A 16,024-nucleotide genomic window follows, 5' to 3' on the forward strand; every position below is an offset into this window, starting at 1 on the left:
CGAAACTGTTTCTGTTCCGTTCTTCTTTATATTTAGATTAAACTTTTAATTTTTGCAATGATAGCATCTCCTAACTGATCTGCCTCTTCCTGAGATTTTGCTTCTGTGTAAATCCTGATAATAGGCTCTGTATTTGATTTTCTAAGGTGAACCCAGTTATTTTCAAAGTCTATTTTCACTCCGTCCACTGTAGAAACTTCTTCATTTTCATATTCTTTCTCCATTTTGGAAAGGATCTCATCTACATTGATTTCCGGAGTAAGCTCTATTTTCTTTTTGCCCATGAAATAGCCTGGATATCCTGCTCTCAGTTCCGAAACAGTTTTATTTTCTTTTGCCAGATGGGTTAAAAATAAGGCTACTCCTACCAAAGAATCTCTTCCGTAGTGAAGATCAGGGTAAATAATACCTCCGTTTCCTTCACCTCCGATTACTGCATTTTTCTCTTTCATTAAAGTCACTACATTAACTTCTCCCACTGCACTTGCAAAGTATTCTGAATCGTGGCTTTGTGCAACATCTCTAAGTGCACGGCTTGAAGAAAGATTGGAGATCGCTGCTCCTTTTTTATGTTTCAGAAGATAATCGGCGACAGCGACCAATGTGTATTCTTCTCCGAACATCTCTCCTTTTTCATCAATCAATGCCAGTCTGTCTACATCCGGATCCACTACAATTCCAAGGTCTGCATTTTCTTTTTTAACCAGGTCACAGATGTCTCCCAAATGTTCTTTCAAAGGCTCAGGATTGTGGGGAAAATGTCCTGTCGGTTCACAGTATAATTTGATGGTTTCGCAGCCTAATTTATCCAGTAACATAGGAATGGCGATTCCTCCTGTAGAGTTTACAGCATCCAGAACCACTTTAAAGTTTTTCGCCTTAATGGCTTCTGCGTCTACCATTGGAAGATCAAGGATCTGCTGGATGTGAATATCAAAAGCATCGTCTCTGGTTTCATATTTTCCTAAATCATCCACCTCTGCATAATTGAAATCTTCACTTTCTGCCAGCGCAAGAACTTCTGCTCCGTTTTCACCACTGATGAATTCTCCTTTATCGTTCAGAAGCTTAAGGGCATTCCATTGTTTAGGGTTGTGGGAAGCTGTTAGAATAATTCCTCCGTCTGCTTTCAGTTCCGGCACCATAATTTCTACAGTAGGCGTTGTGGAAAGCCCCAGATCCACCACATTGATTCCCAGCCCCTGTAATGTAGCAGTAACCAAAGAGGACACCATCTGGCCTGAAATTCTGGCATCTCTTCCGATGATAAGGGTTAAATCTTTTTTATTTTTATTATTCTGAAGCCAGGTTCCGAATGCAGAAGCGAATTTTACGACATCCAAAGGAGTCAGGTTATCATTCACTTTTCCGCCGATCGTTCCTCTGATTCCTGAAATAGATTTTATTAATGACATTCTGCTTGATTATTTTTAATTGTTATTGTGTTTATTTTTTCCTGAACAAAGATACTTAAAAAGACTTTTAACTTATAAAACCGGGATCTTTTTCTGCACGGCGTCATAGGTATTCTTTACAGCCCTTGGCGGTGCAAAACGATAGCCTATGTACAAAAGTCCGTACATGGAGTTGCTCTGTACCGTCTGGTTTTCTTTTTCTTCATAAGCCTGTGCATTGATATTGAACTTACCCCCAAACAAAAACCGGTCCGTATTATAACCTATATGTAGTCCTGTTGAAAATCTAACGGTCATATATTGGGTATTTTCTTTTGTAAAGGTTCCGTCTCTCTCATAGCTGCGGCTGTTGGAAAACATCCCGCCAAGACCGAATGAAACATGAGGGGAAACGTTTACTTTTTTACTGATGATCCAGTTATAGAAGTACCCCATGCTCGCCCCAATGTTATATTGGTATTCTTTGGATTTCTGCCCATCTATAATATCCCGGAATATGGAAAGATCATAATCTACAATCGGTACCCAGCTTCCCTTGCTCACGCTCTGCCATTCCCCTTGGGTATAAGTGCTTTTCAGGGAAAAATCTTTCTTAAGAACATAGGCTGTAGACCCTCCGAAACTCTGAACCCTGAGATCGGGGAATTTCAGATAGGGATCTCTTCCTTCCTGCCATCCCGGATACAGGTCTTTCATATTATCTATGTAGAATCCTTTTACATTTTTATAATAAACAGTCTGAATAAACCTTTTCGGGAAAAATCGGAACCTTATATCAGTATAGGAACTTCTTCCTTTCACATCATCATCGCTGTTTCCTGGAAGAAAGTTGGGTGTAAAGGAAAGGGTGGCACTTATGATCCTGTAATCCAGAGATAAAGAGGCTCTGGTTTTGTTATTGATTGAAAGAGAAGTCTCTTTTGCCTGTTCATCAGGTCCTTCAGTAAAAATATACTTTTCAATATTAGTATCAAAGTTCACCCGGACCATTACCTGGTCCGCATATGATTTAATAGTGGTAGTATCAGTCTGGGCATCCGCCAATATTACTGATAAAGAAAAAAGGAATGCAGATACTGCTTTTAAATTCAAAATTGAAACGGTTTTTAGTTTAAAGACCGAAAATTACTACATTTTTTTCAATTTGAATTTAAAATCATGTTAAGAGCAGCCACAATCCTTGTCGCAGTTTGTCCTCTTGGAGCTGAATTTTTTCGGTGCGAAGTTTTTCCTGAGCACCTTAAATAAGGAATAACAGGCAAACGCAACGATTAATGCAACGAGTATGTACTGAAAGATTAATGAAGTGTCCATTATTTTAAAATCTGGTATATTATCATTGACACAAAATATGCCAAACCTGTCATCATCGCCACCTGAAAGCCAGTCCATTTCCAGCTTTTGGTTTCTCTGTAGACCGCTGCAAGTGTAGAAACACACTGCATTGCAAATGCATAAAATAAAAGTACAGAAACGCCTGTAGCAAAGCTGAATACTTTCTCTCCGTTTGGTTTTACGTCTCTTCTCATTTTATCAATCACTTTCACTTCAGGAGCATCATCTTCAAGGCTGTAGAGGGTAGACATCGTTCCTACAAAAACTTCTCTTGCTACAAAACTTGTTAAAATTCCTACGCCCATTTTCCAGTCGTAGCCCAGGGGCTCTATAAGGGGTTCAATACTTTTCCCCATTTTTGCCAGGTAAGAATGATCCAGCTCAACGTTTGTTGCCACCATTTCATCAGGGGTTTGTTTCGGTCCGAAATAACTCAGGAACCAGATAATGATACTGACAATGAAAATAATTTTTCCGGCTCCTGTAATAAAGTCCCATACTTTTCCCAGAACCATTTTAAAGTCGTATCCGAAAAGTGGCTTTTTATAGGCAGGAAGATCCATCACAAGATAAGTTTTACCTTTATTTTTAATAAACCTGTTAAGAATTGCCGCAGAAAATAATGCTACAAAAAATCCTAAGAGATACATTCCCATCAATACAAGGGCTTTATATTTGATTCCCAGGAATGTTCCTTCTGAAATAATCAACCCGATGATAATGCTGTACACCGGAAGTCTTGCGGAACAGGTCATGAAAGGGGTCACCAGAATGGTAAGCAGCCTTTCTTTTACGTTTTCAATATTTCTGGTAGAAATCACTGCAGGAATGGCGCAGGCTGTCCCTGAAACCAAGGGTACAATACTTTTCCCGTTCAGTCCGAAAGGACGCAGAAGGCGGTCCATAAGGAATACTACTCTGGCCATATATCCGGAATCTTCCAGCAGGTAAAGGAAATATAAAAGGATACCGATTTGCGGGGCAAAAACAACAATTCCGCCAATCCCTGGAATAATTCCGTTTGAAATGAGTGAATTAATAGGCCCTTCCGGCAGATGCTCGCCTGTGAAGGCAGAGAGCCATGAGAATAAATCATCAATCCAGTTCATTGGATATTCTGCCAGGAAGAACACACTCTGGAAAATAAGCAGAAGAATTCCAAGAAAAACTACATATCCCCAGAATTTATGAACGAGTATTTTATCTAATTTTTCTGTCAGCAGCTCTTTGAACTGAGTTTTTTTAGAGATGACATTTGCCAGGATCTTATCCACATTCTGGTATCTTCTTACCGTTTCCTGGACCTGCAGCCTTTTAGGAACGAGACTTTTAGCATCTGCTTCGTTCATCAGATCCTTCACAGAATCTATCTTTCCCAGGTCGGTTCCCGAGGACAGGCTTATCCAGGCTTTATATTCATTATCAAGACCTTTGTGAGCTGCAATTTTCTGAATAAAACCTTTATGTTCGGCAGGAGTTTCAAAAGAGGCTTTTTCTGTTCTGGCAAAATCATTTTTCAAAACAGCTTCTTTGATTTCATCTATTCCCAGCTGTTCTTTTGCATTGGTCTGAATAATTTTACTGCCTAAGGCTTCTGAAAATTTCTGAATATCAATTGTAATCCCCCTTCTTTCCGCCTGGTCAATCTGGTTGACCACCAGGATTATAGGAACACCCAGGTCCTGGATCTGCTGAAATAAAAGCAATCCTCTTTTTAAGCTTAATGCTTCAAGTATATAGATGACCCCGGTATAATTTTCCTGCTCATCTATTAAAAATTTGGAAAAAATGGCTTCGTCTTCGGAGCTTGGATATATACTATATGAACCCGGCAGGTCAACTACCTCAACCTCTTCGTTCTTATAGGTATAGTTCCCGGAATGGCTTGCCACGGTAACCCCTGCATAATTTCCGGTTTTTTGTTTTTTATTGCAAAGTGCATTGAAAACCGTAGACTTTCCTACATTGGGGTTTCCTACTAAAAGTACCTGTTTTTTCTTGTTTGCCTGCATTAATTCAATTCTTCAACAATGATATACTCTCCTTCTTCCTCACGAAGGGCGATACGGCTTTTTTCTTCTCCAAATTCTACATACATAGGACCATTAAACGGAGCCTGATACAATATCCTGAAAACGGTTTCCGGAAGAAGCCCCATTTCAATGATCTTGTTGGGCATTTTTAGGTGATCATTATCATAACCCAATATCTTCCCTTGCTTATTTTTAGGGAATCCGCTTAATTTATGTAAATCCTTCTCTTTCAAAGCCTGAAATTTTAGTACCTGCAAATATACGTTATTTAAATTTAATCTAAATAACGAGAAGCCATGAAAGAAATCAACCCAAATACATTGCTGTATCTGGGTTGATTCAAAATATAATTTAGTTGATATGAATGCTTATTCTGAAGCCTATTTTTCTACCTTTTCAACATTCCCCACACTTAATTTTGTGTATGACGATTCGATAGGGTTATCATTGGCGTTGTAAAAGTCTTTATACTGTTTTTCCTGTTTTTTCATCATGTCTCCAACTGTTCCGTCCATACCGGGAATTGTTTTGGAAAGCATTTCCTGCGTCATCATGGGGCGTACAGTTGCAAAAGGGTCCTTTTTGAAATCGCTGAATGTTTTCTCAAATTTTTCTCTTGATAACTCTCTTACTTTTCCACCTGTAGCCTGGGCAAATGTTTCGATGTATGAAAACTCTGTATAATCTTTTACTTTTTTATTTCCCTGCAGTACCCATGAATAGTTTTTCTGATCGTCTTCTATCTTTACAATAAGTCCCGGAAGCCCCCAGAACTTATAGGGTCCGTCCTGGAAAGGAATATCTGTACTGAACCATGCGATCCATTTTCTTCCGCCAAATTCAGTGGTTGCTTTTTGAGCATTGTATTCTCCAATTTTCTGCTTATCATTAAGAATTTTCCAGTTAAACTTCAGGTCCTCATTATACCCTATATTACTCGGAATAAACCCATTGGCTATTTTATCTGTATACTGAATTTTCATTCCCGGATAAAATTTATATACCCTGGCTGAAATTTTTGGGGTCTTAATTGATTTTGAAAGATCTTTCATTACCCCTGCCTTCTGCATGGCTTCAAATTCTACCTTCATTATAGAATCCTGTGCTATTATAGTGTAGTCCTGGTAAACAGATCTGTTTTTATCTGTAATATCCAGTACCGTAATTACCTTATCCAGCTTTGCAGAATCTTTTTTAGGTTTAAAAGTCAGTTCATAAAAGAATCTGTTGGCTGTTTCTTTAGATTCCTGGGCTCCTGCAAATGCAAAGAGAGCAATTAAGAATACTGAAAATAGCTTTTTCATTGTTGTGGCGTTTATCAATTAGTGCTCAAATGTTGAAATATGTTACAATTTTTTTTGATTTTTTTATTTCAATTTATTTTATTCAACTGATTATCAGAAACATTAAAATAAAATATTGTTTTATATCACGGTTTTAAAATTGAGGGGTAAAATTAGAGGTATGCTGAGATCTGGAGGGAAAGAAAGTTTTATTATGTTTAGTCCAAGCAGAAGGCTTCATCAAAATTATGATTCCGTTAAAACATTTCAGCGGGAAAAGCTTTATCTTTAATGGGCTTAAAAAACAAAATATTATGGATACTTTATCACAACTAAGAGACGAGCTTGAAGCCGAGTACCACACCACCAGGAAATTTACAGAAGCTTACCCTGACGGGAAAAACGACTATGCTCCACATGAGAAAAGCATGAAAATGATGCATCTTGCCACCCATATTGCCGAAATTTTTGGATGGCCGGATACCATTCTGAAAACTTCCGAGCTGGATTTTGCGAATGGTGATTTCCAGCCAAAGCATCTCGCTGGCAGGGAGGATCTCCTCAACACTCTTGATGAAAACTTTAAATCCGGAAAGAAGGCTCTAGAAAATGCTAAAGAAGATGACCTTAACGATACCTGGGCATTGAAAAATAACGGTCAGGAACTGGCCAAATGGACGAAATACAACGCTATCCGGCATGCCCTGAACCAGATTACCCATCACCGTGCTCAGCTGGGCGTTTACTACAGGCTGAATGATATTCCGCTTCCGGGAAGTTATGGCCCATCAGCAGACCATCCGAGTTTTTAGAAACAATATTGATCACTGATATAACAGAAAAGAGACCGTCTTTCGGACAGTCTCTTTTTTATTTATTTAAAGTTGAATTTTACGCTGAGCATTACCTGGCTTGGGCGGAGCTGAACTCTGGTGTATGACACACTGTTTGAAACCTGGTTGATATTATACGTTTCGAATACTCTTCTGTTGGCGATATTCATCCATTTCAGTTCGAAATCTATTTTCTTTTTAGACCATGAGAACTGGTAAGAAAGGTCATAAAATGCATTGTTATATTTTTTCTCACCGTCTCCTGTATTCACCTGATCCCAATTGAATCCGATGGTATGGTTTTCTATCGGATAGAAATACGCTGCAAGATTATGATTAAAGCCTTCATTCACTCCTAATCTTCCACCCTGGGCATTTAAACCTACGTTATCCTGTTTATTTCTGGAAAAGCTAAGGTTATAGTCTATGCTCATCCAGTTGAAATAGGTATTGTTAAATTTAAGGCCGTATGTCTGTGTATTGTTCTTACTCAGATACTGTGTATCATCAAGGAATGCATCTGCTTTTGATAAAGTATTGCTATAGTTTACCGACATATTGGTTTTGAATTTCGGGAAGTATTTTCCAATTTCAGCACCAAATCTGTTGCTTTTCGCATGATTTTCCTGCTCTTTATATCTTGTTAAGGTGAAACCTGTATTAGTATCCAGGAATGGGGATGCAAGAAGGTTCCTTTTGCTGTCACTCAAAGCATAGCTTACATTAAAGAATAAATTATTCAGCGGGTTTCTGTATTCAATTCTTGATCCTGCACTTTTTGACGTGGTTTGTGGAATTGGGTTATTCGGATCCATTACATTAAATCCACCCGGGCTTAATAGAGTATATCCGGCATAAGCTGTTTTAACATCACCGAAATTATTACTAATGTTACCGTTTAGACTGGCTTTGAAGAAAGAAGCAAACGAGTATTGTACAAAAGCATTGGGAGTGAAAGTTGTTTTATTCAGAGATTTATGAACATTTCTAAGATCATCCTCAGCTTTAATGGTATTAAAGTTTACTGGAAGATTGGCAAATAAAAGCCATGATTCAGATTTATAATTGATTCCTAAAGATCCCGAAGGATTAAATTCTGTAAATCTCAGATTATTTTCATACTCCGGACCATCAAAGGTTGGTGCAATATCTCCCGGAATTGCCGGATTAGGAATTGCGGTTCCCATGAAGTCTGTATTCAGTTTTTTGGAAGAGAAATCGAGGGCTACCTGTGGTGTGAACGTCCATCCTTTTTTGGTAAAGCTGATATTGGCAGAATGAGAAGTTTCTAATGTTTTAAGCCTCGTGCTCTGAAGTACTGATGTACCCGGAGCAAAAATGATGGGTTTGATTGAGTCTACAACCGGGTTTCTATATAACACCTGAAGATAATTAGCAGGAGAAACCTCCAATGTCTGTCTGTCATCCTGATAACTGATATAGGACTTGAAGTTAATCATTTTTTCTTTCCACGGAATAATGGTACTTAAAGAGTTCTGAAATGAAGAGGTAGGCGATTCTACTGCCTGATTTCCAAGTCTTCCCACTCTGGTTGCTACAGCACGGTCACCATTCCAGAACTGGCTGAAGCTGGTTGTATTTTTAAAGAAGCCCTTCTTGGCATTTTTTGTAAAGATAAGTTCTCCTTTCAGTTTATCTGTATAGAAATTATTTCTGGTGCTGGTAACTACCGTTGACATCGGGCTGTTGTCTCTCGGGCTGAATACTTCTTCTGTGATATCCTCCCTTTCAACGGCGTTATTGGTATAATTGGTATTCGCTTTCAGTTCCCACTCTTTCTTTTTATCGATATTGGTGAGATAGTTGGCGGAAAGATAGTGTACACTGTTCATCAGATATCTTTTTACCGGAAGATTCGGGGTGCTGGCATTTTCCACATTCAGCCAGTCGTTCTGGGATGCGTTGATTCTTCTTCCTTCCCAGGAACTTCCGAATGCGAGGATGTTTCCTTCATTTTCAACCTGCTCCCCCATGTTATTGGTTTTATAATTGACTACCCACTGGCTTTTCTGTCCGAAAAACATTGGGGTAAGCTTTACATTCCAAAGCCATGGGTCTCCGAAACCCGAGCCTACTTCTCCTCTTCCCGTCATGGTTACGGACTTTTTCAGTTTGATGTTGATGGCTGCCTGATCGGAAGGTACTTTATCCTGAAGGATCTTTACCGGCTGATGGTTTTCAAGGACTTCCACTTTCTGTACGGCGTCTTTTGGCAGGGAGTTGTTGATGGTTCCGTAGCCTCCTTCCATCAGATCTTTTCCGTTAACATAGAATTTATTGATGGCATTTCCCTGGTAAAGAATAGTTCCGTCTTTATTAACTTCAATCCCCGGAATTTTCTTCATTACATCGGCAAGCGTTCTGTCATTTTGATTACTGAAAGCTTTAAGATCATAAGCAATGGTATCTCCACGCGCAGTGATCATTCTGGTTTTCAGCTGTACTTCTTTTATTTCTGTAGCTTCAGACTGCATTTTGAAGTTCTGGGTCTGATCGCTGTTGCTGATCTGCTTAATGAGCGATTTCTGGTTGAATGCCTTTACCTTAAGGTCTACATTAGATTCTGAAGAAGTAAATGTTACCTTGTATTCTCCTTTAGAGTTGGTAATCCCATATGCCAGAATAGCATCTTTACCGGGTTCCTCTACGGTAACACTGGCGCTGGGAATAGCCGTTCCATCCTCATCAGTAATCTTTCCTGAAACCGTTTTCTGTGCCATGGCAAGCACTGTAAAGAAAAGCATCAGAAATAAAGAAATCTTTCTTTTCATAGTTTATTATTTGCCTAATTAGTTTGTTTGTTGTGTTTTTTGTTACACTTTTTTAAAGATGTATTTCCAAGCTAAAAGTTAAATCGTTTTTTAACACTATAAAACTAGTGATAATTTTTATTATCAATTTATTTTTTTTCATCTTTTTATTGGAAATGTATAAAATTAGCTTCAAAAAATATAAAAGCAATATTTTGTTGAAATCGCTATCATTTTTGTTTAAAAAATTTTATTCAATTTTTCAATCGTAATCCTTATGGCATATCAAATCTATAAAATGCCGGCAATATTTTGTACATTAGAAACATCAATAGAAACATCAATTATTTTGTTCGGTTGTAACCTTTTCTTAGAAATATTGTCTTATTAAACGGAAAAAACTCAGAAACTGATAAGAAAGGATCAGTTCAGGTGTTTTTATTTAGTCTAAATAGTTGAAAATGATTTGAATCATAGATTAAAAAAAACTTAAACACTGATTCATATATATTTATTTAATAATTTTGTAACATAAAATTTATAGAATGGGAATTATTTTAAAGCCTATAGATGTTGTAGACGATATTTCTAAAGAAGATTTCTACGAAAAATATCTTAAGCCAAGGAGGCCCGTTGTCATTAAAAACATGGCAAAGAAATGGCCTGCTTATCAGAAATGGACAATGGAATATATGAAGGAGACGGTAGGAGATGTAACAGTTCCTTTATATGACAGTTCAAAAGCTGATCCTGCAGCTCCGATCAATGCCCCTACTGCCGAAATGAAATTCGGAGATTATATTGATCTTATTCAGAGAGAGCCTACTGACCTGAGAATTTTCTTCTTTGATCCCATTAAACACGCTAAAAATTTATTACAGGATTATATTTCACCTAAAGACCTTATGGGAGGTTTCTTAGATAAATATCCATCAATGTTTTTCGGAGGTAAAGGTTCGGTAACTTTTCTTCACTATGATATTGATATGGCCCACATTTTCCATACGCATTTTAACGGAAGAAAGCATATACTTCTTTTCGATTATAAATGGAAAGACAGGCTGTATCAGATTCCTTATGCAACCTATGCGCTGGAAGATTATGATATTGAAAATCCTGATTTCACAAAATTCCCGGCCCTTGACGGTGTTGAAGGAATTGAATGTTTCCTGGAACATGGTGATACCCTTTTCATGCCAACCGGATGGTGGCACTGGATGAAGTATCTGGACGGAAGTTTCTCAATATCCCTGAGAGCCTGGGATAAATCATGGGCAGTAAAAGCTCACTCATTATGGAACCTTACTGTACAGCGCAAGTTTGATGATATTATGAAAAAGAACTTCAAAAAGAAGTATATGGACTGGAAGGAGAAGAAAGCCATTAAAAGAGCAGAACTTGCTCTGAAAAGAGGCCTTCCAAGATAAAAAAAAGACGTTTCATATGAATGAGACGTCTTTTTTTATGGCCTTTACCCCTTTATCTGAAGCGCTCTTTACAAAACCCTGTAAACCGGGTACTGCCTGAACGTTTTCTCCTCAAAATACGGGGAATGCCTGTAGATCCAGTCAAGCTGTGCCTCTCCGTCTTCTGCAAACTTTTTATCTGATGCTTTCTTGGCCTCAAAATTATTTTTAAGCTGTTTATCATTCTTCAGCAGTTCTGCTGCGGTATCTTCAAAAATATAGGCTGAATAGTATTCTTTCTGTGCCAGAATTCCATCAAAAAAATTCCAGTTAAAAAAAGAGTCTATTGCTTCAGGCTCAAGGGTTTCTATGATATATTTTACGCCAGGCTGATCTGTCGGAATGAGATAATCTCCGGCAGAAAAGATAAGCTTCTTTTTAGTGGCTTCCACTGTAGTATCAAAGTGCAGATAATGTCCTTCGTAAGGATTTTTCACTGTTTTAAAATCTTTAATCTTATATGAGTCTACGGTGATCAGGCTGTCTTTCTGAAGAGGTTTCATGGTGATCCGGTTCCTTTTAAACTCTTCAAGAACCCGGTACTGGGCCTGCGGAATTACATAATATTCCGGAATGGTAATATATCCTGTAGGAACTGCCTCGGTAAAAAGCTTTATTTTCTTAGTAAAAGGTTTGTTTCTGTCATAATACAGCCTAGGCTTGCCGGAAATACTGCTGGGCTTATAGCTTCCTTCATAGCCTTTAAAATCCATGGTTGAAAACCGGGTAGAATCAATCTTCCAACGGATTCCGTATTGCTGTCCGGCTTTGTACTGTTTCAAATTCTCAATACGGAGCTGCTTTATCTTTTTATAGTCTTTATCCAGATTCTGAAGGTTCACCAACATATATTTGTAGGTAGCATCTACTCTTTTATCATAAGGTTTGAGCATATGGGTCTCAGGAACGGTTCCTAATGAGTTGAATAAAGAGGTATAGCCTGTAGAATATCTGGGTGAATCCTCAAATGAAGCAAAGCCAATATCCGGAACATCACCGTGAATATTTACATATGGCGTGCTTTCATAACCCAGCTTCTTCATCTCTTCGAGATTGGCAGCCTGATAATTTTTATAAAAATAATCTCCCAAAACATTTCCCAGACGCTCTTTAAATGTAGAAATATAGGTGAAGGTATACTGATAATCGGCACCGTTACTGACATGATTATCAATAAACACATCCGGTTTCAGCCATTGATAGATTTCCTGAAAGCTTCTGGCATTTTTAGAATCTGCTTTGATGAAATCCCGGTTCAGATCATAATTTCGTGCATTTCCTCTGAAACCATACTGTTCCGGGCCGTTCTGATTGGCTCTTGAATGAGCTCCCCTATTCAGCATTCCACCAATATTGTAGGCCGAAATTGCGGCAACAATAAAGTTCTGGGGTTCTTTTATTTTTTTTGCTGCCAGATCTCTCATCAGCATCATTGTGGCATCTATTCCGTCCGGTTCTCCGGGATGTATTCCGTTGTTGATGAAAAGAATGGCTTTGTCTTTTCTCAGCTTTTCGAGGTCTTTTTCAGGAAAAGGATTGTACAGCACCACATAAATAGGCTTTCCATTGTCATCTTCGCCCTTTTTAAGGTACTGGATGGTGTTAAAACTCCTTGCCAGGTCCTGATAATATTCATTCATTTCCGAATAGGTAACAGTCTGGTTTCCGTTTCCTTTTTCAAAAGGGGTCTGAAAGTTCTTCTGAGCAGACAGAAGAGAACAGCTTAGGATTAACAGGAGACATTGCAGTTTCATTGAAGCAGTATTTTGACTTCAAAATTACGGAACTGCTGCTAAACACAAAACTAAAGAGAACTCAATTTTCTGATTAAAATTATTGGAAAAAGAAACCTCACCGATTTTGAAGTCTGTGAGATTGGATTCTGTATTTTAAAATAATTTTTTCACTGCTTTTAAGGTGTAAATTAATCATTATTCCTTCCCTTTTCATCCGGGTATAAGGACGGCAACGGGTCGCTCTGCCAGAACTCTTTGGTATCAATATCCATTATAGTCAGGGCTCCTGTAAAAGCAGCTCCTGTATCAAGGTTCCGGACGTTGGCTTTACTAACTGGTTCTTTACTTCCGATATATAAAGTCGGGGTGTGGCCAATAAAGATTTCATGGTATAGCAGCAATCTTTTGGGATACAGCTCAGAGTTCTTGTCTAATTTTACATCCATTGAAACAGCCGTTTCCCAAAGGGTTCTGTCCCAATGATAGTTGCTGGAATAGACTTCTTTTTCAGGACCGTGCATGGAAGAATATCCGGCATGAATGAACAGACGGTTCTTTTCATCGATATGATAATTTTTCATCCTCTGAAAAAATTCAAGATGAACTTCCAGCTCTTCCAAAGAAAAGTTTTTATAGCTTTCCACAGTGCTTTTGCCTCCATTGAAAAGCCAAACCTCCGGCTTATTTCCGAAAGCAATCCAGTCTTCGCACCAGACATCATGATTTCCTTTGATAAAGATACAATCCTGTTCTTCTGAAAGTTTCTTTAAAAAGGTGATTACTTCAGAAGATTCGCTCCATCCGTCTACATAATCTCCAAGAAAAACCAAGCGGTCTCCCTTTGAAACCTCTGCCCTTTCCAGCACTTGTTTTAAGGCCCTTAATCCTCCGTGAATATCTCCTATTGCTAATGTTCTGCTCATTTTTTCTCTATCCGGTTCAAAATTCCGGCTTTTACCTTGAAATATATTTAGCATCAACAAAATCTGTCAGCCAGACTCCGTTTGCAGAAAGGTAAAACAACACTCCGTCTTCAGCCATTTTTCCTGTTCTGATGGTTAAAATAACAGGTTTACCGTGTCTCATCCCGACCTTTGTTGCCGTCTCCTTATCAATGCTTAAATGTACATGCTGACGGCTTCTTTTTTCAATTCCTTTTTCCAGGATTGAGGCAATATTGGTTTCTGCTGTTCCGTGGTACAGATATTCAGGCGGATTTTGTGGTTCAACCCCCAGATCGATATCAATGGAATGGCCCTGGCTTGCCCTGATTTTTGTTTTATCTTCATTGAAGGCAAACCGTTTTTTATTATTTGTTTCTACCACCTCATCCAGTTCTTCAACGGTAAAGAAGACTTTTCTCTTCGCTGATTTTGTTCTCAGTTCTTCTACATCTGCCCATCCGTTTTCATCCAGTTTCAGCTGAATGGTTTCCGGGTGATGCCTCAGAATAAGGCTCAAAAATTTACTTATTCTTTTCTTTTCTATTTCGTTCATAACTTATGTTCTTAATAATTATACTATTGGGAATATGTATTTCCCAGTTTTTTGCATAGAGCGGCAATATCATCTTTTCTCACCAGCTCATCAACCCATTCCTTCGGAATATTTCCGAAGCCATAATAGATTCCGGCTATTCCACCGGTAATTGCTCCTGTGGTATCTGTATCTTCACCCAGGTTTACGGCTTTCAGAACGGCTTCAGAATAGCTTTCTGAGTTCAGGAAGCACCATAATGAAGCTTCAAGGCTGTGGAGAACGTATCCGCTGCTTTTGATCTCATCTTCGGGATAGTCCGCGATATGGTTCTTTAAAATCCGTTCAAACTGATCTATTTCGTTTTGTGAACAGACAGGATTATAATCCAGAAAATGAATTAGTGATGACTGCATCTTTTCATATGCTTTATTTTTTTCAGCTCCATTTACAATTTCCAACAGAAGTTCAAGATAAATAAAACATGCTAATACGGAACGGATATGTGCATGAGTAATAGAAGAAACTTCTTTAATGATATCAAACCTCTGCTCAATCTTAAAATTTTTAATGTAAAACAATAGTGGCAAAATTCTCATTAATGCCCCGTTTCCATTATCATATTCACTGATTCCTCCACATAGCTGGGGAGCCAATCCTTTGCTAATTTTATAAATAGCCTGCCTGGTAGCAATACCTATGTCAAAAACATGCCCATGAGGTGTCCAGATTTCTGCATTATACCATTGAAGAAACTTCAATGCAATATTTTCCGGATTATATCCGTTGCATAGACTGTCTGCAAGACATAAAGCTAAAGAACTATCATCACTCCATGTTCCTGCCGGCTGATGATGTGTTCCTAAAGCTCTCATTTTAGTAACTGGAGAACGTTTAAGTTGTTCTCTGCTTCTGAATTCCACAGGAACACCCAGTGCATCCCCAATACAAACACCAAAAATCCCTGCTTTTACCATATTTTCCATTATGCTAAATTAACCAGCTTATCAAATAGAAGCTTCATTCCCTGGGTTGCGGTTTCTTTCATTACCACAGCTCTCTGCCCATATCCGAATCCTGTTTCATTAGGGTTGATAACGATCAGCAGACAATCATCTTTGATATCGTGGATCAGTCCTGCTGCCGGATATACCTGCAGAGAGGTTCCGATAACGAGAAGAATATCTGATTCTTTTACAATTTCCCTTGCAGGCTGGAACATAGGAACATCTTCTCCGAACCATACGATAAAAGGTCTCAATTGAGCTCCGTCTTCTGCTTTATCCCCGATATTAATATCTCCCTTCTGCTCATAGATCAAATCTTTATTATTGCACGAACAGGATTTGAACAGCTCTCCGTGAAGATGAAGAATATCTGTAGATCCTGCTCTTTCATGTAAGTCATCAATATTTTGGGTAATGATCTGAACTTTAAAATGCTTTTCCAGCTCAGCCAGCAGGTAATGGGCTTCATTGGGCTGCACTTCATGCAGCTGACGCCTTCTTTGGTTATAGAACTCCAATACAAGTGCACGGTCTTTTCTCCACCCTTCAGGGCTGGCCACATCGGTTATATTATGATTTTCCCAGAGCCCGTCTCCGTCTCTGAATGTTTTAATTCCGCTTTCGGCACTGATTCCTGCACCGCTTAATATGGTTAGTTTTTTCATTGGT

The 16,024-nt window shown here is 38.5% G+C and carries 13 protein-coding genes; 2 read left to right on the forward strand and 11 right to left on the reverse strand.

Annotated elements, in window-relative coordinates:
- Positions 1–32: 32 nt before the first annotated feature.
- The 5 genes from glmM to AOB46_RS14040 all read right to left on the reverse strand — a co-directional run bounded on the left by glmM (position 33) and on the right by AOB46_RS14040 (position 6,087).
- Complete coding sequence (gene glmM, locus AOB46_RS14020; protein WP_062700433.1) at positions 33–1,415, reverse strand: phosphoglucosamine mutase; 1,383 nt, start codon at positions 1,413–1,415, stop codon at positions 33–35.
- Between the two features lie 72 nt (positions 1,416–1,487).
- On the reverse strand, positions 1,488–2,507 hold the full coding sequence (locus AOB46_RS14025; RefSeq protein ID WP_062700435.1) for a DUF4421 family protein: 1,020 nt from the start codon (positions 2,505–2,507) through the stop codon (positions 1,488–1,490).
- Between the two features lie 221 nt (positions 2,508–2,728).
- Positions 2,729–4,762, reverse strand: coding sequence for a ferrous iron transport protein B (gene feoB / locus AOB46_RS14030; RefSeq protein ID WP_062700436.1), 2,034 nt, complete (start codon positions 4,760–4,762; stop codon positions 2,729–2,731).
- Positions 4,762–5,016: a ferrous iron transport protein A gene (locus AOB46_RS14035; RefSeq protein WP_062700438.1), complete on the reverse strand. Its 255-nt coding sequence runs from the start codon at positions 5,014–5,016 to the stop codon at positions 4,762–4,764. The genes feoB and AOB46_RS14035 overlap by 1 nt, the downstream gene beginning before the upstream one ends.
- 147 nt (positions 5,017–5,163) lie before the next feature.
- The gene (locus tag AOB46_RS14040; RefSeq protein ID WP_062700440.1) at positions 5,164–6,087 is read right to left on the reverse strand and encodes a GLPGLI family protein; all 924 of its coding nucleotides are present in this window, start codon (positions 6,085–6,087) and stop codon (positions 5,164–5,166) included.
- 293 nt (positions 6,088–6,380) lie between these two features.
- Here AOB46_RS14040 and AOB46_RS14045 point away from each other — a divergent pair, with 293 nt between their 5' ends.
- Complete coding sequence (locus AOB46_RS14045) at positions 6,381–6,878, forward strand: DinB family protein (RefSeq protein ID WP_062700679.1); 498 nt, start codon at positions 6,381–6,383, stop codon at positions 6,876–6,878.
- A gap of 62 nt (positions 6,879–6,940) precedes the next feature.
- Here AOB46_RS14045 and AOB46_RS14050 read toward each other — a convergent pair whose 3' ends face one another.
- On the reverse strand, positions 6,941–9,691 hold the full coding sequence (locus AOB46_RS14050; protein WP_062700442.1) for a Plug and carboxypeptidase regulatory-like domain-containing protein: 2,751 nt from the start codon (positions 9,689–9,691) through the stop codon (positions 6,941–6,943).
- 524 nt (positions 9,692–10,215) lie between these two features.
- On the opposite strand from AOB46_RS14050, the gene AOB46_RS14055 reads away from it, so the two are divergent.
- Positions 10,216–11,097 carry a cupin-like domain-containing protein gene (locus AOB46_RS14055; RefSeq protein WP_062700451.1) on the forward strand — a complete coding sequence of 294 codons (882 nt, stop codon included), beginning with the start codon at positions 10,216–10,218 and terminating at the stop codon, positions 11,095–11,097.
- 68 nt (positions 11,098–11,165) lie between these two features.
- Here the strand turns inward: AOB46_RS14055 and AOB46_RS14060 are convergent, their stop codons facing one another.
- The 5 genes from AOB46_RS14060 to AOB46_RS14080 form a co-directional block, all read right to left on the reverse strand.
- Entirely contained in the window at positions 11,166–12,890 is a 1,725-nt protein-coding gene (locus AOB46_RS14060; protein ID WP_062700453.1) for a hypothetical protein, read from the reverse strand.
- Between the two features lie 170 nt (positions 12,891–13,060).
- Positions 13,061–13,795, reverse strand: a complete 735-nt coding sequence (locus AOB46_RS14065; protein WP_062700680.1) for a metallophosphoesterase — start codon at positions 13,793–13,795, stop codon at positions 13,061–13,063.
- Between the two features lie 31 nt (positions 13,796–13,826).
- Positions 13,827–14,369, reverse strand: a complete 543-nt coding sequence (locus tag AOB46_RS14070) for an RNA 2'-phosphotransferase (RefSeq protein WP_062700454.1) — start codon at positions 14,367–14,369, stop codon at positions 13,827–13,829.
- Between the two features lie 23 nt (positions 14,370–14,392).
- Positions 14,393–15,334 carry an ADP-ribosylglycohydrolase family protein gene (locus AOB46_RS14075; protein ID WP_062700457.1) on the reverse strand — a complete coding sequence of 314 codons (942 nt, stop codon included), beginning with the start codon at positions 15,332–15,334 and terminating at the stop codon, positions 14,393–14,395.
- The gene (locus AOB46_RS14080; protein WP_062700459.1) at positions 15,334–16,020 is read right to left on the reverse strand and encodes an SIR2 family NAD-dependent protein deacylase; all 687 of its coding nucleotides are present in this window, start codon (positions 16,018–16,020) and stop codon (positions 15,334–15,336) included. The genes AOB46_RS14075 and AOB46_RS14080 overlap by 1 nt, the downstream gene beginning before the upstream one ends.
- Between the last annotated feature and the right edge of the window lie 4 nt (positions 16,021–16,024).

The sequence above is a fragment of the Chryseobacterium indologenes genome (assembly GCF_001295265.1).
Lineage (GTDB): Bacteria > Bacteroidota > Bacteroidia > Flavobacteriales > Weeksellaceae > Chryseobacterium > Chryseobacterium indologenes_A.

What these genes read in the sequence shown, in the direction of transcription:
- AOB46_RS14045 (WP_062700679.1), top strand. Translation starts at nt 6,381, where the DNA reads ATGGATACTTTATCACAACTAAGAGACGAGCTTGAAGCCGAGTACCAC.
- AOB46_RS14075 (WP_062700457.1), bottom strand. Translation starts at nt 15,334, where the DNA reads ATGGAAAATATGGTAAAAGCAGGGATTTTTGGTGTTTGTATTGGGGAT.
- feoB (WP_062700436.1), bottom strand. Translation starts at nt 4,762, where the DNA reads ATGCAGGCAAACAAGAAAAAACAGGTACTTTTAGTAGGAAACCCCAAT.
- AOB46_RS14070 (WP_062700454.1), bottom strand. Translation starts at nt 14,369, where the DNA reads ATGAACGAAATAGAAAAGAAAAGAATAAGTAAATTTTTGAGCCTTATT.
- AOB46_RS14040 (WP_062700440.1), bottom strand. Translation starts at nt 6,087, where the DNA reads ATGAAAAAGCTATTTTCAGTATTCTTAATTGCTCTCTTTGCATTTGCA.
- AOB46_RS14080 (WP_062700459.1), bottom strand. Translation starts at nt 16,020, where the DNA reads ATGAAAAAACTAACCATATTAAGCGGTGCAGGAATCAGTGCCGAAAGC.
- AOB46_RS14065 (WP_062700680.1), bottom strand. Translation starts at nt 13,795, where the DNA reads ATGAGCAGAACATTAGCAATAGGAGATATTCACGGAGGATTAAGGGCC.
- AOB46_RS14060 (WP_062700453.1), bottom strand. Translation starts at nt 12,890, where the DNA reads ATGAAACTGCAATGTCTCCTGTTAATCCTAAGCTGTTCTCTTCTGTCT.
- glmM (WP_062700433.1), bottom strand. Translation starts at nt 1,415, where the DNA reads ATGTCATTAATAAAATCTATTTCAGGAATCAGAGGAACGATCGGCGGA.
- AOB46_RS14050 (WP_062700442.1), bottom strand. Translation starts at nt 9,691, where the DNA reads ATGAAAAGAAAGATTTCTTTATTTCTGATGCTTTTCTTTACAGTGCTT.
- AOB46_RS14055 (WP_062700451.1), top strand. Translation starts at nt 10,216, where the DNA reads ATGGGAATTATTTTAAAGCCTATAGATGTTGTAGACGATATTTCTAAA.